Here is a 20,487-nt window from a genome sequence, read left to right as displayed (position 1 = left end):
GCGGTTAGCTCGTCCTCGTAGCCGTCATCATCCGTGGCATGGTCTTCGCCGACGAGGAACCAGCTGGGGCATGGTGGCCGTCGCTCGGCGTTCAGCACGGTACGGATGGCCAAGGGCCAGGACAGGTGACGACAGGTCAGAAATCCAGCATCTAACCAGCACGGGCACGGAAACAGGGCCGCATCCCGAAAGGCACAACCCCGTCTGACCTGCACGTTTACTACCCTCAGCAAACTACGCTACGTCAGCCCCTTCACGTTGTCGCCGAACGTCCACCCCTTCGAGCCGTCCCAGTTGATGGACCAGGTCATCAGGCCCTTCAGCGCGCCGTTGTAGTGGTTCCACGCCTGAGTGACCAGGTTCGGGGCCATGTAGCCGCCGCCCGCGCCCGGTTGTGCGGGGAGGCCCGGGACCTGTTTGTCGTACGGGACCTTGATCGTGGTGCCCTGGACGACCAGCCCCTTGTTCAGGCAGTCCGTCTGCGCGACGAAGCCCTGGACGGTTCCGGCGGAGTAGGAGTCGCCGGAGCAGCCGTACATGCTGCCGTTGTAGTACTGCATGTTCAGCCACCAGAGGCGGCCGTTGTCCGCGTACTTCTTCACGATGGGGAGGTACGCGCCCCAGATCGAGCCGTACGCCACGCTGCCGCCGGTGACATACGCCGTTTCGGGCGCCATCGTCAGGCCGAAGTTGGCGGGCATCCGGGCGAGGACGCCGTCGATGATGCGGACGAGGTTGGCCTGCGACGCGGAGAGCTGGTTGATGTTGCCGCTGCCCACGAGGCCGGTCTCGATGTCGATGTCCATGCCGTCGAAGTTGTATTTCTTCAGGATTGGCACCACGGTCTCGACGAAGCGGTCGGCGACCGTGCTCGAGCTGAGGTCGATGCCCGCCGTCGCGCCGCCGATCGACATCAGGATCGTGGCGCCGTTCGCCTTCGCCCGGCACATCTCGGCCGGTGTGGCGACCTTCACCGTCGAATCCATGCCGTCCTCCCACAGGACGGTGCCGTCGGAGCGGATGACTGGGAACGCCGCGTTGATCACGTTGTAGCCGTGGTCCCGCATACGCGTGTCGGTGATCGGGGTCCAACCGAAGGGCGGGTGAACGCCGTTGGCGGCTCCGTCCCAGTTCTCCCAGTAGCCCTGGAGCACCTTCCCGGCGGGCTTCGACTTGACCGCGCACGTTTCGTCCCGCACGTCCCGGGCCCTGTCGGCGGTCTCCTGGTCCTGGGTGGCGGCGGCCTGGCGGTCCTGTGGCGCCACGCTGCTCGGCGTCGCGCTGCTCGCTGTCGTCGCACTGCTCGCTGGCGTACTACTCGGTGTCGCGCCGACGAGCACTGGTACGGCGCAGGCCATCGCCAGGCCGAGCGTCAGAAGACGGGACGGTGCACGGCGCGGAATGTGGGGAGAGGGTCGGGATGACACGCTTACCTCCTGGACTGTCGAGCCTGGAGACGTAAGTGGTGCGACGCGCCACACCGTAAAGTGGTCCAGACCTGCCGTCAATAGGTCTGGACCAGCCGATCGAGCAGGAGGCCATCCCCTTCATGGACACCCTCAACTCCCTGACTCCCTTGGCCGTCTCGGTGACCGAGGCGATCCGGAAGGGTGACGTCCGCGCACTGCGTCAGCTCCTCGCCGATCACCCCTCACTGGCCACCAGCCTGATCAGTCAGGAAGGACCTGCGGCGGGCCGGCGAAGCCTCCTCCACATCGCCACCGACTGGCCCGGCCACTACCCCAACGCGGAAGAGGTCATTGCCACCCTCGTCGCCGCGGGCGCCGATCCCAACGCCCGCTTCGTCGGCGCCCGCAACGAGACTCCTCTGCACTGGGCCGCCAGCAACGACGACGTCACCGCGCTGGACGCCCTCATCGCCGCGGGCGCCGACATCGAGGCGTACGGGGCCGTCATCGGTGGCGGCACACCGCTCGCCGACGCGCGCGGCTTCGGCCAGTGGCGGGCGGCTCGCAGGCTTCTTGAGCACGGCGCCCGTGCGGACCTGCAGGACGCCGCCACCCTTGGCCTGCTCGACCAGGTCGAGGCCATCCTCGCCGCACCGGACTCCCCCAGCGGGCCCGCGATCACCAGCGCGTTCTGGGGCGCCTGCCATGGTGGCCAACTCCCCACTGCCAAGCGCCTGTTGAAGGATGGAGCTGAGGTGAATTGGATCGGCTACGACGACATGACACCCCTGGACATCGCCCGCGCACAGGACGCCGATGACGTCGTCCAGTGGCTGCTCACCCAAGGAGCGAAGGGGCGCACCGACTTGGGGTGAGTCACCTGCCGGGGGCGCCATCCCGCGCGGCAGAGCATCCCCGGCAGGAGACGGAGACCGCGGGCGGCCATCGAGTGCGCGCGGATCCGCCGCCCGGCTTCAGGCCCCTCGGCCCGCGGAGGCATCGAGGGCGCCGAAGGCACCGCCGGCCGCGAAAGCCAGCTCGGCGAAGCGTTCGCCCATGCGGCGGTGCGTGGCGGCGTCCGGGTGTATCTGGTCGGGCAGCGGAAGCTCGGCGGAGTCCGAGTCCCCGTACAGCTCACGGCCGTCGAGGTAGTGCAGGTTGGGGTCCTCGGCCGCCCGCTGCGCCACGATCCGGGCCAGCTCCTCGCGGATGACGCCCAGCGTCAGCTTCCCGCTCGCGGTCTCCGCCGGATCGCCCATAGCCCGGAACTGCAGCCGCCCGGAGCTGAGGTCGTTGAAGTCCGGCGCGGTGGGGCCGGGTGTGTCCTCGTGGATGGGGCACAGAACGGGCGAGATGACCAACAGCGGCGTACTGGAGTGGCCTTCACGGATCGTGTCGAGGAAGCCGTGGACAGCGGGGCCGAAGGCGCGCAGGCGCATCAGGTCGGCGTTGACCAGGTTCAGGCCGATCTTGACGCTGATCAGGTCGGCGGGGGTGTCCCGCAGGGCGCGAGCAGTGAAGGGGTCGAGCAGCGCGCTGCCACCCAGGCCGAGGTTGATCAGCTCCACACCGCTGAGAGAAGCGGCAAGGGCGGGCCAAGTAGCGGTGGGGCTCGCGGCGTCGGAGCCATGACTGATCGAACTGCCGTGGTGCAGCCAGACCTTGCGGCCCCGGTCCGGTGCGGGCTCGACGGGCGCGTCGGTGCGTAGCGCGACGAGCTCGGTGGTCTCGTTGTGCGGCAGCCAGATCTCGATGTCCTTGGCTCCCTCGGGCAGTTCGGTGAAGCGGAGGGTGCCGACCGGTCCCGGCCGGGTCTCGGTCGACCCGGTGGTCAGGTCGATGGTCAGCATGTGGCCGCCGCTCACGGAGGCCTGCCCGGCCGGGCGGCCGTCGACGAGCAGGTCGTACAAGCTCTCGGGGCGGGGCGGGGCGCCCACGTAGACGCGCTTGGTGGCCAGCGCGTCCAGCTCGACGGCGGTGGCCCGGGTGCGAAAGACAAGGCGCACACCGGAGGGCTGTGACTCCGCCATGGCCAGCTGTCCGTCGGCGCACTGGGCACGGGCCCGTGCGGGCAGCCGGTGCGGCAGGACGCCGTGCGCGGTGTGTTCCAGGTCGAGGGCACCGCGCAGGATGTCCGCGGTGATGGGTGTGGTGATCCAGTCGTGCTCGGTGTGCATGGTCTCCGCCTGCTGATCAGGGTGTCTGAGTTTGTCGGGAGGCGCCGCCACGTCGATACGCCGCTTCTCCCACGGGAGTTGGCGTGACGCCCCCCATGGGAGTCGACCCGCTCCTCCCGCGGGAGTTGGCGTGACGCCCCCACGGAGTCGACTCGCTCCTCCCACGGGAGTTGAGCCGCCGCCCCTCGGGAGTCAGCCCGTGCGGGCCACCGGTCGCAGCGTGGGCCGGGCCGGGATTCCCAACCGGCCAGGGCCGGGCCGGGATTCCCAACCGGCCAGGGTCAGGACGCGGGCCAGTTGCGCAGCAGGGCGTCGAGGGCGTCCAGGATGCGTGTCCACGTTTCCTGCGAGTCGGGTTCGCTGTGGCTGAAGCCTCCCGCCATCTCCAGGCTGACGTAGCCGTGGAAGACGCTGCCCAGCATCCGGACCGCGTGGGTCTGGTCTGGCTCCGCCAGGTCGTACCCGCGCAGGATCGCCCGCGTCATCTGTGCGTGTCTGACGCCCGCGCTGGCGGCTGCCGTATCCGGGTCGAGCCTCAGCTGAGCCGCCGCATAGCGCCCGGGGTGCTCCCGGGCGTAGTCGCGGTAGACGTCGGCGAGCGCTGTCAGAGCGTCCTTGCCGGCCCGCCCGGCGAGGGCTGCGGCGCCCCGGTCGGCGAGTTCCTCCAGGGAGAGGAGGGCGATCCGCGTCTTGAGGTCCTGCGAGTTCCTCAGGTGCGAGTACAGACTCGCGACCTTGACGTCGAAGCGCCTGGCGAGCGCCGAGACCGTCACCTGCTCGAACCCGACCTCGTCGGCCAGATCCGCCCCGGCCCTGGCCAAGCGCTCCGTGGTCAGTCCTGCGCGAACCATGACCTTCCTCTCCTTCGGCATAACCGAGTATGCAATTGCCTAATACCTTTAGGCAAGTCAACAAGTCGGCTAGCCACCTGGAGCAGTACACGCCATCAGACAGTCTTGACCGTGCCCCCGTCGATCACGTGATCCGCACCGGTGATGTTGCCCGCCACGTCCGAGAGCAGGAACGTGATCAGTGACGCCACCTCCCGGGGCTCCGTGATGCGCCCACTGGTGATGCCGAAGGCCGCCGGGATCTGCTCGATGAACGCCTCGTGCTCGACCCCGAATCCGGCCGCGACCTTGCCGCCGAAGCCCTCGGGGTCCTCCCAGATGGCGGTGCGCACCACGCCGGGCGAGACGGTGTTGACCCGCACACCCCGCGGCCCGAACTCCTCGGCCAGTGATTTACCGAGGGAGGCGAGCGCAGCCTTGGCCGCACTGTAGGCAACAGGACCGGCCGCCGGGAGGCGGGAGTTGATCGAGGACACGTTGACGATCGCACCGCCACGCTCGATCAGGCTCGGCAGCGCGGCGCGGCTGACGCGGACCGCGCTGAGCAGATTGAGGTCGAACACGCCCCGCCACTGCGCGTCGTCGGTGTCGAGGAAGCCGACCGGCTCCACAGCGTCGCCCGCGCCGACGTTGTTCACCAGCAGGTCGACGCCGCCCAGTTCGGCGAAGGCGCCGTCCATGAGCACAGCCACCCCCTCGGGGGTGCTGAGGTCGGCCGACACGGCGAACGCTCCCGACCCCTTGAGTTCGGGGGTGACGGTGCGGGCCGCGCCGACGACGCGTACCCCCTCGTCGATCAGCGCCTTGACGGTGGCCAGGCCGATCCCGCGGCTGGCACCGGTGACAACGGCGGTCTTGCCATGGAGGTCGAGCTTCACGCTTCTCCAGCTCCTTCACGAACGTATTTTTCTTGACCTGTGAGTACAAAATATGAGTATGCGCCGAGACTCCGCCCGACCGCCCGACCCGCCCCGATGACGGCGGCACCGGTGAATGAATCAAAGGGCGAATGAATCAGAGGGAGTCAGAGAGAGTCGACCGTCGCGTCGATCACCCTGGCGAGGCGCTCCGGCCCTTCCGCGACTCGCGCCATCAGGCGCAGGCCGACCACCGTGGTCAGGAGCAGGCTGCCGACGGCGCGAGCGTCACGAGCGGAGGCGATCTCCCCGGCCCGCTGCCCCTTCTCCACCAGCGCGGAGAAGGCCTCTTCGGTGCGGTCGAACATGCGCCGGACGAGATCGGTCGCCACCTCGTCCGTCCCGGCCAGCTCCGCAGCGGTGTTCACCGCCATGCAGCCGCGCCGGTCCGGATCAGCGAGGTCCATCTCGACGAGCAGCCACAGCGCCGCGCGCAGCCGCTCTTTCACGGGCCCCGACTCCTCGAGCATCTCGATGAGAGCCGCGGCCTGACTGTCGCGATAGCGGCGCAGCGCTCGCTCGAACAAGGCGTGCTTGCTGCCGAAGGTGTTGTAGAGACTGCCCTTGCCGATACCGAGCGCGTCCACGAGGTCCTGGGGCGTGGTGGCGGCATACCCCTTGCGCCAGAACACGTCCATGGCCCGCTCGACGGCGGCGTCCGGATCGAACTGCTTCGGCCTTCCCATGGACAGGAGCCTAGGCGATTCTTGACCTGTGGGTCAAGAACTCTGCTCAGGCAGCGCGACGCACTCGTGCGGCCTTGCGGGCCTCAGCCATCTCGCGGGATTCGGCAGACCGGCGAGAGCCGCCGCCGGAACGGCCAGGCTGCCCGGGGCGCGTACCCATCCCACGGAAGGGGGCGCCGCCGCGCTTGGGGCGCTCCGTGCTGGGCGCACTGCCGGCGATCGGCACACCGGAGGGCGCCTTCGCACCGGTGATGCGACTCAACTCGGCCTCACCGGAGCGCACCTGGGTGATCTGCGGCCTGATCCCGGCGGCGGACATCAGACGGCTCATGTCACGGCGCTGGTTCGGCGTCACCAGGGTGACGACGCTGCCGGACTCACCCGCACGGGCGGTACGGCCGCCGCGGTGGAGGTAGTCCTTGTGGTCGATGGGCGGGTCGACGTTGACCACCAGGTCGAGGTTGTCGACGTGAATGCCGCGGGCCGCGACGTTCGTGGCCACCAGGACCGTCACCGCGCCGGTCTTGAACTGGGCGAGGGTGCGGGTGCGCTGGGGCTGGGACTTCCCGCCGTGCAGCGCCGCGGCGCGTACACCGCTGCCCATCAGGTGCTTGGTGAACTGGTCGACGGCGTGCTTGGTATCGAGGAACATGATCACTCGGCCGTCGCGGGCCGCGATCTCGGTGGCGGCCGCCATCTTGTCGGCGCCGTGCACATGGAGTTCGTGGTGCTCCATCGTGGTGACCGCGCCCTTGGAGGGGTCGACCGAGTGGACGACCGGGTCGTGGAGGTAGCTGCGCACCAGAAGGTCGACATTGCGGTCGAGCGTGGCCGAGAACAACATCCGCTGGCCGTCGGGACGCACCTGGTCGAGCAGTTCGGTGACCTGGGGCATGAAGCCCATGTCGGCCATCTGGTCGGCCTCGTCGAGGACGGTGATGCTCACCCGGTCCAGGCGGCAGTCCTTGCGCTCGATGAGGTCCTTGAGGCGGCCGGGCGTGGCGACGAGCACCTCCGCGCCGGAGCGCAGCGCACCGGCCTGCCGACCGATCGACATGCCACCGACCACCGTGGCGATACGCAGCTTCAGCGACCGGGCATACGGAGTGAGTGCCTCGGTGACCTGCTGGGCGAGCTCCCGGGTGGGAACGAGGACCAGGGCGAGGGGCCGCTTCGACTCGGCGCGCTGACCGGCGGTGCGCACGAGGAGCGGGAGCCCGAAGGCGAGGGTCTTGCCGGATCCGGTGCGGCCCCGGCCGAGGACGTCCCGGCCCGCGAGGGCGTTCGGCAGCGTGGCCGCCTGGATCGGGAACGGCTCGGTCACGCCGAGACCGGTGAGCGTCTTCAACAGCGGGGCCGGCATGTCGAGTTCGGCGAAGGTCTCCGCCGCCGGGAGGCCCGGGGTGATGGTGACCGGCAGGGCGAACTCACCCTGGGGCGCGGCGGGACGGCGTCCCTGGCCGCCGGAGCGGTTGCCGGGGCGCGCGCCGCCACCCTTGCGGGGGGCCGCACCGCGGGTGCCGCCGCTGTTGCGGGGATTGGAATAGCGGTCGTTCGTGCGAGCTGATCGGTTCATGGAGAACCTTCCTCGATATGGCACGCATCGAGGAATTCTCGGTGGATTTCAACCGAACGAATTGCAAGCACGAGCCGAATAAAAGACAAACTTACGCAGACAGCAACGAGCTGGTGCCCGCGCCTTGAGGCGCGGGCACCAGCGTCGTCTTACGCTTCAGCGTCAGGCAGGAACGATGTTCTCCGCCTGCGGGCCCTTCTGGCCCTGAGTGACATCGAAGTTCACCTTCTGGCCTTCCTGAAGCTCACGGAAGCCCTGGGTGGCGATGTTCGAGTAGTGGGCGAAGACGTCGGGGCCGCCACCCTCCTGCTCGATGAAGCCGAAGCCCTTTTCCGAGTTGAACCACTTCACGGTGCCAGTAGCCATACTAAATATCTCCTTCGGGGCAAGCTCCGGGACCCGCACTGTGCGAACCCCGGCGTCGCCACGTTGATTGCCCCGTCCGGGAAAACTTCTCCCGGAAATACAAAAGTGCCCGGCGGAATAGATCCACCAAAGGCACTTGAAGTCTTATGGGAACCACAACTGCAACTACGATCAACAGTAGCACGAGATGGGCTTCACGGCACGGGCAAGCACTACATATTTCGCCCGACCGGCCCTGAGCCCGCACCACATTGCGGAAATCTACGGACCTCCGGTCTCACCGGGGGCGGGAAATGGCCCGCTGGAGCAGGCCACGCAGGGTGTCCTGCTCATTCTGGGTGAGGGCGGCGAGGGGCGAGTCCTCACCCAGAATCCGAAGGAGCCGCTCCCGCAGCGCGAGGCCCTCCGATGTGAGCACCAGCTGCTTGGCACGACGGTCGGAAGGGTGCGGGCGGCGCTCGATCAGGGCCCGCTTCTCCAGCTTGTCCACGACGAAGGTGGCATTGGAGGGCTCGCAGCTCATGCGTTCGGCGAGCTCACGCATGGTCATGGGCCCCGCGAGCTCACGCAGAGCGGCCGCCTGCGGAGCGGTGAGCCCCAGGCTGACGGCGCGGCCGCGCAGGTGCTCCGCGATCTGGTCGGCCATCCCGTTCACCAGGCCGCACAGCTGCCGCTCGGCGATGGCCTGTGATTCCGGGGTCGTCATACGGCCCAGCCTAGCAAGTGCATCCAGCCTGAATATTGCTAGCTTGAATGATTCAAGCTAGATGCATATGGTTCCCCCATGACCACTGCCTCCCAGCACCACCCCGCGGCCACCGCACGGCTGCGCAGGCCCTCCGGCATCCGTTCCCTGCGACTCGGTGGGACGAAGGTGACGTACGTACCAGATGGAGCCGTCCAGCTCACGCCCCGCGGCTGGCTGCCGGCCACCACCGACGCGGACTGGGCCGCCCACCCCGAGTACCTGGACGACACCGGCCACCTCGCGGCAGGCATCGGTGGCCTGCTGGTGGAGCACGGCGACCGTGCGCTCCTGATCGACGCCGGTTTCGGACCGCAGTCCTTCCCCGCCGAGCCGGGCCACGCGATAGGCGCCATCCAGGGCGGCGCGCTCCTGGACAACCTCACCGCACTCGGCCGCAGGCCCGAGGAGATCGAAGCGGTCGCCTTCACCCACCTGCACACCGACCACATCGGCTGGGCCTGGCACCCCGGGCCTGGCCGCGACCACCCCGCCTTCACCCGGGCCGACTATGTGGTGGCGGAGCCCGAATGGTCCCAACGCCACCTCCTGGAGGCGCACGGCACGAGCAAGGAGGCGCTCGCCGTGCTGGCACCGAAGGTGCGGACCGTGGCGGACGGCCAGGAGATCTTCCCCGGCGTACGCGTCCGGTTCGTTCCCGGCCACACCCCCGGGCACGCCGCCTACGTCATCACGGCGGGCGGGCAGGGCTCGGACGGACGACGCCTCATCGCCTTCGGGGACGCGCTCCACTCCCCCGTCCAGGTCGGCCACCCCGAGTGGTCCGCGGCCCCCGACCACGACTCCGTCCGTTCCGCGGACTTCCGCCGCCGCCTCGTCGGCGAGCTCCAGGAGCCCGGCACGATCGGCTTCGGCATCCACTTCGCCGATGTGGTGTTCGGTCGGGTCCGCACGGAGCGGGGGCGAGCCGTGTGGCACCCCTTGGACGAAGACGGCTCGTGAGGCCGGGTGCTCGCCCGCACCCGTGAGGGTTATGCGGGCGCCCGCCCCTGGTGCAGCGGTGCGGACACCGGCCCGGGCATGCCGGTGCGCGCGAACATGATCCAGGCGGAACGCAGCACCGCGCCGAGCGAGTCCACTTCCTCCCAGGGGACCGCCCCGAGCATGGGCGAGTCCCGCCACGCCTCGCGCGAGCCGAAAAGGAGCGGGAGTTCGAGGCAGTGGGTGGCACCGAACGCCGATCCGGTCGGGCGCCAGTCAAGGCGGTATGTGTGCACCTGGGCACCCGTCCGTGCCGCGCGGGTCCCGAAGAGGGCCAGGGGTTCTTCGTAGACGCGACGGGTCAGGTCCGCCGTGTCGTCGCCCTCGCCGGGGAACGCGGTCATGTCGTCCGCGTTCCAGCCGTACAGGATGTCGAGCCCTCGCACGTTCTCCTCGAAAGACACGGAGCAGGGTTCGGGGCCGGCGGTCTCGACCGGGGTGAACGCGGGTTCCATCGTGCTGCCGGAGCGGCTCATGTTGGCCAGGGCCGTCTCGCGCTGGGCCGCCAGGATCGCGGATACCTCAGCGGTACGCGGATCCGTGGCGAGGAAGTCGGCGAAGAGGCGGCCAAGGACCTGGGCGTCCTTGCGGGGGCGTGCCGCGAGCGCGAGCGGGGCGCTCTGCAGGATCGCGCGGCGGAAGAGTCCCTTGGCCTCCGGCATGTCGATGAGGAGGCGGATGGACAGCGCGCCGGCCGACTGGCCCATCACCGTGACGTTGCCGGGGTCTCCCCCGTACGCGGCGATGTGCGCGCTTACCCAGCGGAGCGCTTCCAGTTGGTCGTACAGGCCGAGGTTGCCCTCGCTGATTCCGTCGAGGCAGAGGTAACCGAGCGCGCCGAGACGGTAGTTGACGCCGACGACCACCACATCGCCCTGGGCGGCGAGCGCGCCGCCGTCGTACCAGTCCATCAGTCCGGCTCCGCTGCTGAACCCGCCGCCGTGCAACCACACGAGCACCGGGCGTGCCCCCGCGTCGCGGGCCGGTGTCGTGATCGACAGGTTCAGACAGTCCTCGCCGTGCGGGTGGCGGTCGAGGGGCGGGCCCATCACCGCGTCGAGCCTGGAGGGCAGTTGCGGGCAGATCTCACCGCTGGAGGGGCGGGGGTCCGGGTCCGGCACGGGCCTCGGGCGGGCGAAGCGCTCCGCGGTGGCGTAGCGAATCGGTCCGGTGCGGGTCATCGTCGGCTCGGTCATGCGTCAGCACCCTCCGTGGCGAGTACGCCCTCTCCGCGTCGTCCCTCACCGTAGATTTCGGGCTCCGCCGTTGTCACGTGTAAATACGGGACGTTCAAAACTGAAACACACATTCCATTGCAATCTCGTTATGCATTGACTCCTTGACGCCGGGAACGCTCCGGGGTTGGCTTTCAGCCATCTCGGATCGCGACGGAGCGGTCCGATCGAGGAAGTGGGCGAATGAAAACCCGTATGCGTGAAGCCACCGTCGCCGTATCTGTGAGCGCCTTGGCACTCTCGCTCGCCGCATGCGGCAGCCTGCTGGACTCGGACGACGACAAGGCGCAGACCGAGCGGAAAGGTGACGCGGTCACCGTCGGACTGCTCCTGCCCGAGACGGAGACGGCCCGCTACGAGAAGTTCGACCACCCCATCATCAAGAAGCAGGTCGAGAAGCTCACCAACGGCAAGGGCAAGCTCGTCTATGCCAACGCCAAGGGAGACGCCGCCAAGCAGAACGACCAGCTCGACCAGATGGTCGCCGACAAGGTCGACGCGATCCTGGTGAGCGCGGTGGACGCGAAGAAGCTCGCACCGGCGGTCGAGACGGCGAAGGAAGCGGATATTCCCGTCATCGCCTACGACCGGCTCGCCGAGGGACCCGTCTCCGGCTACGCGGCCTTCGACAACGAGCTGGTCGGCCAGGTCCAGGGCCAGGCGATCCTGAAGGCGCTCGGCGGTGACGACCGCCGGAACAGCAAGGTCGTCATGATCAACGGCGCACCGAACGATCCGAACGCGGCCGTGTTCAAGGAAGGTGCGCTCTCCCAGCTCCAGAACCAGGTGGACATCGCCAAGTCGTACGACACCGACGGCTGGAAACCGCAGACGGCCGGAACCCATATGACCGAGGCGATCACCGCGATCGGCAAGGACAACATCGCCGCCGTCTACTCCGCCAACGACGGCATGGCGGGCGGCGCCATCAAGGCCCTGAAGGCCGCGGGCATCACCGACCTGCCGCCGGTCACCGGTCAGGACGCGGAGTTGTCGGCCGTGCAGCGCATCGTCACGGGCGAGCAGTACATGACCGTCTACAAGCCCTACCCCGAGGAGGCCGTCGGCGCCGCGGAGATGGCCGTCCGCATCTCCCAGGGCCGCATGGTCGAGTACGACGCGCTGGCCGGGGACAGGTCCGAGAACGCCACCACGAAGAACATCCCCTCCCTTCTGGTCTCGGTCCGCCCCCTGACCCGGGACACCATCAAGTCCACGGTGATCGAGGACGGCATCTACCAGACCAAGGAGATCTGCACGGCCGAGCTCAAGGCCGCGTGCGCGACGGTCGGCCTGAAGGGCTAGGCCGGTGAGCGGCAGGCCGGCCGCTCAGTTCCAGTAGTCGCGCCGGGGCAGCTTGAGCCAGCGGTCGGGCGGGCCGGTGACGGCGCGGGCATCGGCCGGTCGCAGGCCCACGTGGGCGCAGGCGTAGGCGGCGGCGTTGTGGCGGTAGAGGTAGGAGGCGAGGACTTCCTCAGAGGAGTCGTCCTCGTCGGGGCCGCCTCCGGGGTGCAGGTCCCAGCCTTCTATGACGCCGTCGCGGACGATGCTCCCCTGGTTGCCGCTCTTGGGGTTGGCATAGAGGCCGTAGCAGACGGTGCCCGCGGAGAGCAGGGTCTGCACTCCGGGCATCTGCGGTGCGTAGCCCCAGGGTTGGGTGAGGACACAGCCGCCCTGTACGTCGGTGGCGCCGATGATCTGCAGGGAATCGTCCATGTCGTACGACCATGGGTCCTCCAGGAGAACCTCCAGCTCGGGGTCTTCATAGGGTGCGGCTTCCAGCCGGCGCGCGGCCTCGGCCGCGTCGATCCCGGCCACGCACGCCAGGCCCGCGCCGTCGTGGCAGACGTCGCCCAGGGCCGCGGTCAGCCGTCTGCCCTCCGTCGCGGCGGCGGACTCCGCCGGGGTCAGGCCGCGCTCGCCGGCCGGAAGCATGAAGAGGTCCGGCGTCGGTCCCGCCAGGCTGAGCCGCCCCGGGGACCAGCCCGCCAGCGCTGTCCGCCAGGGGTCGGCACCGGCGGCGGCCAGCACACGGGCGTTGTCCGCGCGGTCGGATAGGACCGCGGCCCACAGAGCGGTGCGGCCCTCCTCCTCCGCGTCGACATCATCGACGCGGCGGGCCAGCTCGGCGACCACCTCCGGTGAGCCGCACACGGCCGCCCGGTGCAGGGGGCGGCCACCGCCCCACACATGCGGATCGGCCCCGCGCTCCAGCCGATCTCGTACCAGCGTGTGGTCCCGCCAGCCGTCCCAGCCGAAACCCGCCCAGCCGTCTGGATCGACAACAGCCATGGCACTCCCCCCTCAGGGTGACCGCGGCGTCTGGTCGTGTCGTCGTCGGTCACTTACTGAACGCTACAGAACGCCACTGACAATCCCCTCCGGCTTCTTCAACTCCTCCGAGTCTCCGACGCCTGATGAGGGATGCGTGCGCCCGGACAGTTGTCGCTGACCGTTTCGGCGAAGGCCTTGGCCAGGGGGGACAGCGCGTCCCAGCGGCGTACCGCCCAGCCGGTCCACAGGGTGGGCAGTTCCGGGATGGGGATCAGGTGCAGGTCGGGGTGGCCGGGACCGCGCCAGCCCGGCAGGTCCGGGACGATCGCGTGGCCCAGGCCGAGTTCGGCGAGCAGGAGTGCGGTGTCCCAGTCGGCGACGCTGGTGTCGGAGGCCGGGCTGATGCCGCGCTCGGTGAACCAGGCGTCCAGGCGCGCACGGGATGTCGTGCTCTCCGGGAGGCCGATGAGCTGAATGCCGGCCAGGTCGGCGGTGGTGATCAGCGGCTTGGTGGCAAGGGGGTCGTCGCGGTGGACGGCCAGTACCCAGGGAAGTTCGATGACCGGGTGCTGCTCGATGCCCTTCACCGGTGTGCCGAGGGTGATCCAGGCCAGGTCGAGGCCGCCCGCGATGAGGGCGTCGAAGCAGCTGCGGCTGGAGTGCGCGGTCTCGAATTCGAGGCTCACCTGGGGGTGGCGCCGACGGAAGGCCACGATCGCTTCGGACATGAAGTGCCGCACCGTGGTGGCACCGGTGGTGATCCGGACCGAGCCGCCCTCTCCGTGCACCAGGTCGCTCAGCCGGCGCAGGGCGTGGTCGATGTCCCCGAGACCACCTGCCGCCGCGTTCTGCAGGAGCTGTCCGGCCGGAGTGGGGACAACCCCGCGCGGGTGGCGTTCGAGCAGGCTGAGCCCCAGCTCTCGCTCCAGGCGCTTGATGTGCTGGCTCACCGCGGGCTGCGTACAGGAGAGGTCGCGGGCGACGGCGCTGAGGCTGCCCGTTCGGCAGACGGCGACGAAGACACGCAGGTCGTCGAGGGTCATGACGAGTGAAGCTACAGCTTGGGGGTCTGCAAGGAAATCCGAGGATTGACTTGGGTGTTGGGCGAGCGAGACGATCTTCCCGGGCCCAGGGCGGCAACCCGGCCCGGCACGCACGTCATCCGGAGGACGTGCGGACCATGCCGGGTGCCGACCCGCCGGCTCCGCATCAGACTCCTCCGTCCCGGGCTGCCCGCGCTCCGGTACGCCGACCGTCCCGGGAAGGGCGATCCATGCAGGCACTCGAGACAGTGGCCATAGCCGCCGCGGCCGTCGCGGCAGGCGGCATCAACGCGGTGGTCGGCTCCGGCACTCTGATCACCTTCCCCACGCTGCTGGCCTTCGGTTATCCACCCGTACTGGCCAACGTCTCCAACACCGTCGGCCTCTTCCCGGGCGTGATCAGTGCGGCGTACGGATATCGCGCCGAGCTCAAGGGCCAGCGGCGCCGGCTCATCAGGCTCGGACTCGCGTCGCTCCTGGGCAGTGTCGCGGGGGCGGTCCTGCTCCTGAAGCTGTCCGCCGACACGTTCCGTGCCGCGGTGCCGGTGCTGATCCTGCTCGCCTGCGCGCTGGTGCTGTTGCAGCCCCGCCTGCAGAAGTGGCTCGCGCGGCGCGACAGCCGCGGCCGTGCAGACGGCGGCATTCCGCTGTGGTCCGGTGTCCTGGTCACCGGCGTCTACGGCGGCTACTTCGGCGCGGCCCAAGGGGTGCTGCTCATGGGCCTGTTCGGGTCGTTCCTCCGAGATGACCTGCAGCGCCTGAACGCCGTCAAGAACGTCCTCGCATCCATCGTGAACGGCGTCGCAGCGGTCATCTTCATCGCCGTGACGAGCGTCGACTGGACGGTGGCCGGCGTGATCGCCCTCGGCGCGACCGTGGGCGGTCTGCTCGGGGCGCGGGTGGGCCGTCGGCTCTCTCCCGCCGTCCTGCGCGGGGTCATTGTCGTCGTCGGTGTGACGGCGGCGATTGCCGTGGCCGTTTGAGCGGCCCTTGCGGTGGCCGTGTGAGCAGCTCCGCACGACAAGGAGACGCGCGTCACAATCCTCCCTGTCGAATCGGGCCGGGCCGGCGCGTGTAGGTGGTGTAACCGCCAGCAGACGGCAAGGAGTTCACGATGGAAGCCCGCTTGAACCTTTTCGGCAGCCCGATCGCAGCCAAGGCCTTGAAGCACATCGCATCGGCGAGCAAGGCGATCTTCTCGGAGTCGACGCTGCCGTCCACGACTCAGGAGCTGGTGATGCTCCGGGCGAGCCAGATCAACGGCTGCGGTTTCTGCACCGACATGCACACCAAGGACGCCGCCCACGCCGGGGAGACCCCGGTGCGCCTGAACCTGGTCGCCACCTGGCGCGAGGCCAAGGTCTTCACCGAGGCCGAGCGCGCCGCCCTGGCGCTGACGGAGCAGGGCACCCGTATCGCGGACGCGGCGGGCGGGGTCCCCGACGACGTCTGGGCGACCGCCGCCAAGCACTACGACGATGAGCAGCTCGCCGCCCTGGTCTCACTCATCGCCCTGATCAACGCCGCCAACCGCCTCAGTGTGATCACCCAACAGCCGGCGGGTGACTACCAGCCGCCTGCCTAGGCCGCCCTGCTCCGGCGCCGGTAGGCACCCGGCGCCAGGCCGTACTCGCGTTTGAAGGCCTTGGCGAAGGCGAACTCCGAGCCGTACCCGGTGCGGTCGGCGACCGTCGTCAGCGGGGCGTCGGACTCCCGCAGCATGCGGGCGGCGGTCGTCATGCGCCAGCGAGTCAGATAGCCCATCGGCGGTTCGCCGACCAGCGCGGTGAACCGCCGGGCGAACGCGGCGCGGGACAGACCGACCCTCGCCGCGAGGGACTCGACCGTCCACGAGGCCGCGGGATCGTCGTGCATGGCCGTCAGGGCGGGCGCGACCGCCGTGTCATCCAGGGCAGCGGCCCAGCCCTGCGCGGCGGCCGGGGCCTGATCGTCCAGCCAGGCCCGCAGGATGTAGAAGAGCAGCGAGTCGATCAGGGTGGGCACGATGCCGTCCGAGCCGACGCGCGGGTTCTCCAGCTCGGAACCGAGGAGTTGGACGGCGGCGCTCAGCTCCGGATGGCGGCCGTGCCGCGTCGGCAGATGGATCACCTCGGGCAGTTGGCGCACCAGAGGGTGTGGTCTCCTCTGGTCCAGGTGGTAGCTGCCGCACAGCAGGCTGGTCTCGGCGCCCTCGCCGCCGAGTGTGATCGTTCCGATCGGTGAACTGCCCTGAAACTGCTCGGTCTTGCAGTCCTCGGCCGGCGTGGAGGGGTGGTCGGCGAGGATGTGGCTCCGCCCGCCGCGCAGGAAGATCACATCGCCGGGGTTCAGCGGAATCGGCTCCAGGTGCGGCGGCGCGTCGGACAGCGGGACCAGCCAGCAGGTCCCGTACAGCACCACATGGAACCCGGCGCCCGCGACGGGCGGCAGCCGAAGGCCCCAAGGAGCGCGGCCGTTGGTGCGTGCGGACGCCGGGTGCCCGGTGCGCATCGAGGCCAGTGCCTCGGTGAGAACGTCCATCCGGACTCGCCCTTCCTGGTGCCGCGTGCCGCCCTCGCGGTCGGCCTGTTCAGAGCGTCCGTCGCGGTGGGTCTGTTCAGACCGTCAGGACAATCTTGCCCTGTACGTGTCCCGCGGCGACCAGTTCGTGTGCCTTGCCTGCCTCCGCCAGCGGGAACGTCTCCTCCACGTACGGACGGACCCGTCCCGCGTCGATCAGCTCGGCGAGCGCTTCGAGCCCCTCGGAGTCCGGTTCGACCAGGACACCGGCGAAGCGCCGCCCGGCGGCCTCGACACGTGTGGCGAGCTCCCGGTCGCCGTGTTCCAGGATGCTGATGAGTACGCCGCCGGGGCGCACGACGCCGAGCGAGAGATCGCCCTGGGCCGTGGAGTCGAGGAACACGTCCACGTCCTCGACGGCCTCGGTGAAGTCGGTGGTCCGGTAGTCGATGATCTCGTCGGCACCGAGACCGCGCAGGAAATCGTGTCGGCTCGCGCCGGCAATCGCGATCACATGGGCGCCTCGCGCCTTTGCTATCTGCACGGCGAAGTGGCCGACGCCACCGGCCGCCCGCTGGATCAGCACCCGGTCGCCCTCCTTGACGTCCGCCGCCCGCACCAGGCCCTGCCAGGCGGTGAGCGCCGCGAGGGGCACGGCCGCGGCGTGCACGTGGTCGAGTGAGGCGGGCTTGCGGGCCAGCTGCCGGGACGGCGCTGCGACGTACTCGGCGTACCCGGTGGCGGCGCGGGGGAAGAGCGGCATCCCGTACACCTCGTCGCCCACCGCGAAGACGGCGCCCGCGCCCGCCTCCTCGACCACTCCGGAGATGTCCCAGCCCACGCCGAACGGCGGCTCACCGAGCAGCGGAAAGGCGCCGGACCTGACGGCCACGTCCGCCGGGTTGACGGCACTGGCGTGGACCTTGACGAGGACCTCGCCGACCAGTGGCTTCGGCCGTTCGGCCGCCACGAGCTCGAGGACCTCGGGCCCGCCGAAGGACTTCTGGATCACTGCGCGCACGGTAACTCTCCTGGGTTCGTCCGGCCTGGGTTTGTCCGGCCTGGGTTCGTCCGGCCTGCCTTCGTCCGGCCTGGGTTCGTCCGGTTGATGTCCCCAACCCTAGGGAGATCGAATGAGCCGCTGAATGGCCTTCTGTCTCGCCCACATGTCCCAACGTCTCGCCGAAAGGCATCCTCGACCACGTGTGTCCCAGGCCACACCCCAAGTGGCGCCCTTCGGTCACATTCCCGCGTCGCGGCCCGTCAGAGCAGTGCAGCACTCAAGACGCCGGCCGGAGCAAGTCCGGCCGGACACCCGCCCGATGGGAGCATTCCTGATGTCCACCGCCTACGTTGTCGTCACCGTCCTGGCCGCCGTCATGGTGGGCTTCTCGGCCGCCTCCGTCTTCCTCCGCGCCAAGTGGGTCGTGGAGCCCATGGCCGACTACGGCGTCCCCTTCTCGTGGCTGCCGTGGCTCGGCGCGGCCAAGGCGGCGGGGGCGGCAGGCCTGCTGGTCGGGCTGCTGGTTCCGGCCGTCGGCGTCGCGTCCGGGATCGGCCTGGCGCTGTACTTCACCGGCGCCGTCGTCACAGTGATCCGGGCCCGCTGGTACGCGCACATCCCCTTCCCCCTGCTGTACGCGGCTCCGGTGATCGGCGCCCTGGCTCTGGGCTTCGCCGGCTAGCCCCAGCGGCAACTTCCGTATCACCGGAAGTACTTGAAGGGTTGACTGAGCCCTGACAACCAGTATGGTCTAGGCCAATGAGTCGACCGAGGCGCCCGGTTGTCTCTCGCCCCTCCTCCCCCCACTCAGAGGGAACAGAGATGAACAAGAAGCAGAAGCTGGCAGCCGCCCTGGGCGCGGGATTCGCGCCCGTGCTCGTCCTGGCCTCCGTCACCCCGGCCAGTGCGCACGGCTATGTCTCCTCACCCCCGAGCCGTCAGGCACAGTGCGCGGCCGGCACCGTGTCCTGCGGAGAGATCACCAATGAACCGCAGAGCGTCGAAGGCCCCAAGGGGCAGACGACGTGCAGCGGCGGCAACTCACGGTTCGCCGAACTCGACGACGACAGCAAGGGCTGGAAGGTCACCGATGTCGGCTCGTCACAGGAGTTCAGCTGGAAGCTGACGGCACGTCACAGCACCAGCACCTGGCAGTACTTCGTCGGCGGCAACAAGATCGCTGAAGTCGACGACGGAGGCGCCCAGCCGGGCGAGACCGTCACGCACAAGGTCGACTTCGGCGGGCTCAGCGGCAAGCAGAAGGTGCTCGCGGTGTGGAACATCGCCGACACCGCCAACGCCTTCTACGCCTGCATCGATGTGAACATCGGGGGCTGATCCCCCCATCGGGGACCGATCCCCGCGCGGGTGGCTCCCCCACACCACCCGACCCGGTCTGCCGGGCCCCGGCGTCAACACGCCGACGGCCCGGCAGGCCGGGCTTTCACATCCGCTCCCGGCTGCCGGGAGCGCACGAAAAGCGCTGCGATCCGGGCCCCGCCTGAGAGGGTGGACGCATGGCCGATCTGCGCAGGACTCTGGAGACGCACGTCAGGAACAGCTCCGTGGCGGGAGCGGTGGGCCTGGTGGCCCGCGGTGACGGGAGCGAGGAGGTCGCGGCCGTCGGGTCCGTCGACGTCGAGGGCACCGCCCCGATGGCCAGGGACTCGATCTTCCGTATCGCGTCGCTGACCAAACCCATCGTCGCCGCGGCAGTCATGATGCTGGTCGAGGAGGGCCGGATCGCGCTGGACGCCCCCGTCCGCGAGTGGCTCCCCGAGCTGGCGTCGCCGAGCGTCGTCCGTACGCCGAGCTCGCCGGTGGACGACGTGGTCCCGGCGGTGCGGCCCATCACCGTCTTCCATCTGCTCGCCTCCCGGACGGGGTACGGCTTCCCGTCCGACTTCTCGCTGCCCGCGCTCGCGCCGCTCTTCAGCGAGCTGAAGCAAGGACCTCCGCAACCTCAGGCCGCGCCCGCGCCGGACGCGTGGATGGCCGCGCTGTCCCGGATCCCGCTCCTGCACCAGCCCGGCGACGGCTGGCTCTACAACCTCAGCTCCGACCTTCAGGGCGTACTGATCTCCCGGGTCACAGGGGTGCCGCTGCCCGCGTTCCTCGCGGAGCGGCTGTTCGAGCCCCTGGGGATGACCGACACCGCGTTCTCGGTGCCACCCGCCGAACTCGACCGGTTCACCAGCTACTACGCGGCCGGGCCCGAGGCGGGGCCCGAACGCGATCCCCGGAGCGGGCTCGAGCTGCTCGACGCACCGGACGGGCAGTGGAGCAGTACGCCGCCGTTCCCGTCCGGCGCCGGCGGTCTCGTCTCGACCGTCGACGACTGGCTCGCCTTCGGCCGCATGCTGCTCGCCGAGGGGACGACGACGGAAGGCCGTCGGCTGCTCGCGCCCGACTCGGTACGGCAGATGATGACCAATCAACTCACCACGCCCGAGCGGGAGTCCGCCGGCCTGTTCCTCGAAGGAATGGGCTGGGGTTTCGGCGGCGCGGTGGACGTCGAGGCCGTCGAACCGTGGACCGTGCCGGGTCGCTACGGCTGGGTCGGCGGCACGGGCACGACGGCACACATCACGCCGTCCACCGGCGCGGTCTCGCTCATGTTCAGCCAGTTGCAGATGGGCGGGCCCAGCTTCCCCGAGCTGATGCGGGACTTCTGGCGGTACGCGGCCGGGGCGTGAGGCAGCAG

At 69.6% G+C, this 20,487-nt stretch carries 21 protein-coding genes; 8 read left to right on the top strand and 13 right to left on the bottom strand.

The genetic code is table 11. The features are described from left to right. Nucleotides 1-239: 239 nt before the first annotated feature. Complete coding sequence (locus tag ACZ5WE_RS18835) at nt 240-1,358, bottom strand: chitinase (protein WP_467694825.1); 1,119 nt, start codon at nt 1,356-1,358, stop codon at nt 240-242. A gap of 191 nt (nt 1,359-1,549) precedes the next feature. On the opposite strand from ACZ5WE_RS18835, the gene ACZ5WE_RS18830 reads away from it, so the two are divergent. Next, the gene (locus ACZ5WE_RS18830) at nt 1,550-2,284 is read left to right on the top strand and encodes an ankyrin repeat domain-containing protein (protein WP_467694708.1); all 735 of its coding nucleotides are present in this window, start codon (nt 1,550-1,552) and stop codon (nt 2,282-2,284) included. A gap of 99 nt (nt 2,285-2,383) precedes the next feature. On the opposite strand, the gene ACZ5WE_RS18825 is transcribed toward ACZ5WE_RS18830, so the two are convergent. From ACZ5WE_RS18825 to ACZ5WE_RS18795, 7 genes are all read right to left on the bottom strand, one after another. Further along, nucleotides 2,384-3,586: a GDSL-type esterase/lipase family protein gene (locus ACZ5WE_RS18825; protein WP_467694709.1), complete on the bottom strand. Its 1,203-nt coding sequence runs from the start codon at nt 3,584-3,586 to the stop codon at nt 2,384-2,386. Between the two features lie 281 nt (nt 3,587-3,867). Beyond that, nucleotides 3,868-4,437, bottom strand: a complete 570-nt coding sequence (locus ACZ5WE_RS18820; RefSeq protein ID WP_467694710.1) for a TetR/AcrR family transcriptional regulator — start codon at nt 4,435-4,437, stop codon at nt 3,868-3,870. A 95-nt stretch (nt 4,438-4,532) separates the two neighbouring features. Continuing rightward, nucleotides 4,533-5,315: an oxidoreductase gene (locus ACZ5WE_RS18815; RefSeq protein ID WP_467694712.1), complete on the bottom strand. Its 783-nt coding sequence runs from the start codon at nt 5,313-5,315 to the stop codon at nt 4,533-4,535. A gap of 146 nt (nt 5,316-5,461) precedes the next feature. Continuing rightward, nucleotides 5,462-6,040, bottom strand: coding sequence for a TetR/AcrR family transcriptional regulator (locus ACZ5WE_RS18810; protein ID WP_467694714.1), 579 nt, complete (start codon nt 6,038-6,040; stop codon nt 5,462-5,464). Nucleotides 6,041-6,086: 46 nt separating this feature from the next. Further along, nucleotides 6,087-7,616, bottom strand: a complete 1,530-nt coding sequence (locus tag ACZ5WE_RS18805; protein WP_467694716.1) for a DEAD/DEAH box helicase — start codon at nt 7,614-7,616, stop codon at nt 6,087-6,089. A gap of 162 nt (nt 7,617-7,778) precedes the next feature. Continuing rightward, nucleotides 7,779-7,982 (bottom strand): cold-shock protein, encoded by a 204-nt coding sequence (locus ACZ5WE_RS18800; RefSeq protein WP_100598391.1) that lies wholly within the window; start codon nt 7,980-7,982, stop codon nt 7,779-7,781. A gap of 277 nt (nt 7,983-8,259) precedes the next feature. Further along, a complete protein-coding gene (locus ACZ5WE_RS18795; RefSeq protein ID WP_467694721.1) occupies nt 8,260-8,688 on the bottom strand; it encodes a MarR family winged helix-turn-helix transcriptional regulator in 429 nt (142 codons plus the stop codon). 78 nt (nt 8,689-8,766) lie between these two features. Between ACZ5WE_RS18795 and ACZ5WE_RS18790 the strand changes: the two genes are divergently transcribed. After that, the gene (locus ACZ5WE_RS18790) at nt 8,767-9,690 is read left to right on the top strand and encodes an MBL fold metallo-hydrolase (RefSeq protein WP_467694723.1); all 924 of its coding nucleotides are present in this window, start codon (nt 8,767-8,769) and stop codon (nt 9,688-9,690) included. A 29-nt stretch (nt 9,691-9,719) separates the two neighbouring features. On the opposite strand, the gene ACZ5WE_RS18785 is transcribed toward ACZ5WE_RS18790, so the two are convergent. After that, the gene (locus ACZ5WE_RS18785; RefSeq protein ID WP_467694725.1) at nt 9,720-10,925 is read right to left on the bottom strand and encodes a carboxylesterase family protein; all 1,206 of its coding nucleotides are present in this window, start codon (nt 10,923-10,925) and stop codon (nt 9,720-9,722) included. Between the two features lie 234 nt (nt 10,926-11,159). Here ACZ5WE_RS18785 and ACZ5WE_RS18780 point away from each other — a divergent pair, with 234 nt between their 5' ends. Beyond that, entirely contained in the window at nt 11,160-12,269 is a 1,110-nt protein-coding gene (locus tag ACZ5WE_RS18780) for a sugar ABC transporter substrate-binding protein (protein ID WP_467694727.1), read from the top strand. Between the two features lie 24 nt (nt 12,270-12,293). Here the strand turns inward: ACZ5WE_RS18780 and ACZ5WE_RS18775 are convergent, their stop codons facing one another. Next, nucleotides 12,294-13,256, bottom strand: a complete 963-nt coding sequence (locus ACZ5WE_RS18775) for an ankyrin repeat domain-containing protein (RefSeq protein WP_467694729.1) — start codon at nt 13,254-13,256, stop codon at nt 12,294-12,296. A gap of 98 nt (nt 13,257-13,354) precedes the next feature. Beyond that, a complete protein-coding gene (locus tag ACZ5WE_RS18770; RefSeq protein WP_467694731.1) occupies nt 13,355-14,281 on the bottom strand; it encodes a LysR family transcriptional regulator in 927 nt (308 codons plus the stop codon). Nucleotides 14,282-14,511: 230 nt separating this feature from the next. On the opposite strand from ACZ5WE_RS18770, the gene ACZ5WE_RS18765 reads away from it, so the two are divergent. Both ACZ5WE_RS18765 and ACZ5WE_RS18760 read left to right on the top strand, forming a co-directional pair. Beyond that, the gene (locus ACZ5WE_RS18765) at nt 14,512-15,264 is read left to right on the top strand and encodes a sulfite exporter TauE/SafE family protein (RefSeq protein ID WP_467694733.1); all 753 of its coding nucleotides are present in this window, start codon (nt 14,512-14,514) and stop codon (nt 15,262-15,264) included. 131 nt (nt 15,265-15,395) lie between these two features. Next, nucleotides 15,396-15,866, top strand: coding sequence for a carboxymuconolactone decarboxylase family protein (locus tag ACZ5WE_RS18760; protein WP_467694735.1), 471 nt, complete (start codon nt 15,396-15,398; stop codon nt 15,864-15,866). On the opposite strand, the gene ACZ5WE_RS18755 is transcribed toward ACZ5WE_RS18760, so the two are convergent. Further along, on the bottom strand, nt 15,863-16,801 hold the full coding sequence (locus ACZ5WE_RS18755) for an AraC family transcriptional regulator (RefSeq protein ID WP_467694737.1): 939 nt from the start codon (nt 16,799-16,801) through the stop codon (nt 15,863-15,865). The genes ACZ5WE_RS18760 and ACZ5WE_RS18755 overlap by 4 nt on opposite strands. A 76-nt stretch (nt 16,802-16,877) precedes the next feature. Beyond that, entirely contained in the window at nt 16,878-17,801 is a 924-nt protein-coding gene (locus ACZ5WE_RS18750; RefSeq protein WP_467694739.1) for an NADP-dependent oxidoreductase, read from the bottom strand. Nucleotides 17,802-18,117: 316 nt separating this feature from the next. Between ACZ5WE_RS18750 and ACZ5WE_RS18745 the strand changes: the two genes are divergently transcribed. From ACZ5WE_RS18745 to ACZ5WE_RS18735, 3 genes are all read left to right on the top strand, one after another. Then, nucleotides 18,118-18,465, top strand: coding sequence for a DoxX family protein (locus tag ACZ5WE_RS18745; RefSeq protein ID WP_467694741.1), 348 nt, complete (start codon nt 18,118-18,120; stop codon nt 18,463-18,465). Between the two features lie 140 nt (nt 18,466-18,605). Then, the gene (locus ACZ5WE_RS18740) at nt 18,606-19,121 is read left to right on the top strand and encodes a lytic polysaccharide monooxygenase auxiliary activity family 9 protein (RefSeq protein ID WP_467694743.1); all 516 of its coding nucleotides are present in this window, start codon (nt 18,606-18,608) and stop codon (nt 19,119-19,121) included. 179 nt (nt 19,122-19,300) lie between these two features. Continuing rightward, nucleotides 19,301-20,479 (top strand): serine hydrolase domain-containing protein, encoded by a 1,179-nt coding sequence (locus ACZ5WE_RS18735; protein WP_467694745.1) that lies wholly within the window; start codon nt 19,301-19,303, stop codon nt 20,477-20,479. The last annotated feature ends 8 nt before the right edge of the window (nt 20,480-20,487 follow it).

This window comes from Streptomyces sp. NPDC033180 (assembly GCF_055577645.1).
This window is presented reverse-complemented; position numbering and strand designations above follow the sequence as displayed.

Coding starts and splice junctions, on each gene's coding strand:
- ACZ5WE_RS18835 (WP_467694825.1), bottom strand. CDS start 1,358: ATGGCCTGCGCCGTACCAGTGCTCGTCGGCGCGACACCGAGTAGTACG.
- ACZ5WE_RS18830 (WP_467694708.1), top strand. CDS start 1,550: ATGGACACCCTCAACTCCCTGACTCCCTTGGCCGTCTCGGTGACCGAG.
- ACZ5WE_RS18825 (WP_467694709.1), bottom strand. CDS start 3,586: ATGCACACCGAGCACGACTGGATCACCACACCCATCACCGCGGACATC.
- ACZ5WE_RS18820 (WP_467694710.1), bottom strand. CDS start 4,437: ATGGTTCGCGCAGGACTGACCACGGAGCGCTTGGCCAGGGCCGGGGCG.
- ACZ5WE_RS18810 (WP_467694714.1), bottom strand. CDS start 6,040: ATGGGAAGGCCGAAGCAGTTCGATCCGGACGCCGCCGTCGAGCGGGCC.
- ACZ5WE_RS18805 (WP_467694716.1), bottom strand. CDS start 7,616: ATGAACCGATCAGCTCGCACGAACGACCGCTATTCCAATCCCCGCAAC.
- ACZ5WE_RS18800 (WP_100598391.1), bottom strand. CDS start 7,982: ATGGCTACTGGCACCGTGAAGTGGTTCAACTCGGAAAAGGGCTTCGGC.
- ACZ5WE_RS18795 (WP_467694721.1), bottom strand. CDS start 8,688: ATGACGACCCCGGAATCACAGGCCATCGCCGAGCGGCAGCTGTGCGGC.
- ACZ5WE_RS18790 (WP_467694723.1), top strand. CDS start 8,767: ATGACCACTGCCTCCCAGCACCACCCCGCGGCCACCGCACGGCTGCGC.
- ACZ5WE_RS18785 (WP_467694725.1), bottom strand. CDS start 10,925: ATGACCGAGCCGACGATGACCCGCACCGGACCGATTCGCTACGCCACC.
- ACZ5WE_RS18780 (WP_467694727.1), top strand. CDS start 11,160: ATGCGTGAAGCCACCGTCGCCGTATCTGTGAGCGCCTTGGCACTCTCG.
- ACZ5WE_RS18775 (WP_467694729.1), bottom strand. CDS start 13,256: ATGGCTGTTGTCGATCCAGACGGCTGGGCGGGTTTCGGCTGGGACGGC.
- ACZ5WE_RS18770 (WP_467694731.1), bottom strand. CDS start 14,281: ATGACCCTCGACGACCTGCGTGTCTTCGTCGCCGTCTGCCGAACGGGC.
- ACZ5WE_RS18765 (WP_467694733.1), top strand. CDS start 14,512: ATGCAGGCACTCGAGACAGTGGCCATAGCCGCCGCGGCCGTCGCGGCA.
- ACZ5WE_RS18760 (WP_467694735.1), top strand. CDS start 15,396: ATGGAAGCCCGCTTGAACCTTTTCGGCAGCCCGATCGCAGCCAAGGCC.
- ACZ5WE_RS18755 (WP_467694737.1), bottom strand. CDS start 16,801: ATGGACGTTCTCACCGAGGCACTGGCCTCGATGCGCACCGGGCACCCG.
- ACZ5WE_RS18745 (WP_467694741.1), top strand. CDS start 18,118: ATGTCCACCGCCTACGTTGTCGTCACCGTCCTGGCCGCCGTCATGGTG.
- ACZ5WE_RS18740 (WP_467694743.1), top strand. CDS start 18,606: ATGAACAAGAAGCAGAAGCTGGCAGCCGCCCTGGGCGCGGGATTCGCG.
- ACZ5WE_RS18735 (WP_467694745.1), top strand. CDS start 19,301: ATGGCCGATCTGCGCAGGACTCTGGAGACGCACGTCAGGAACAGCTCC.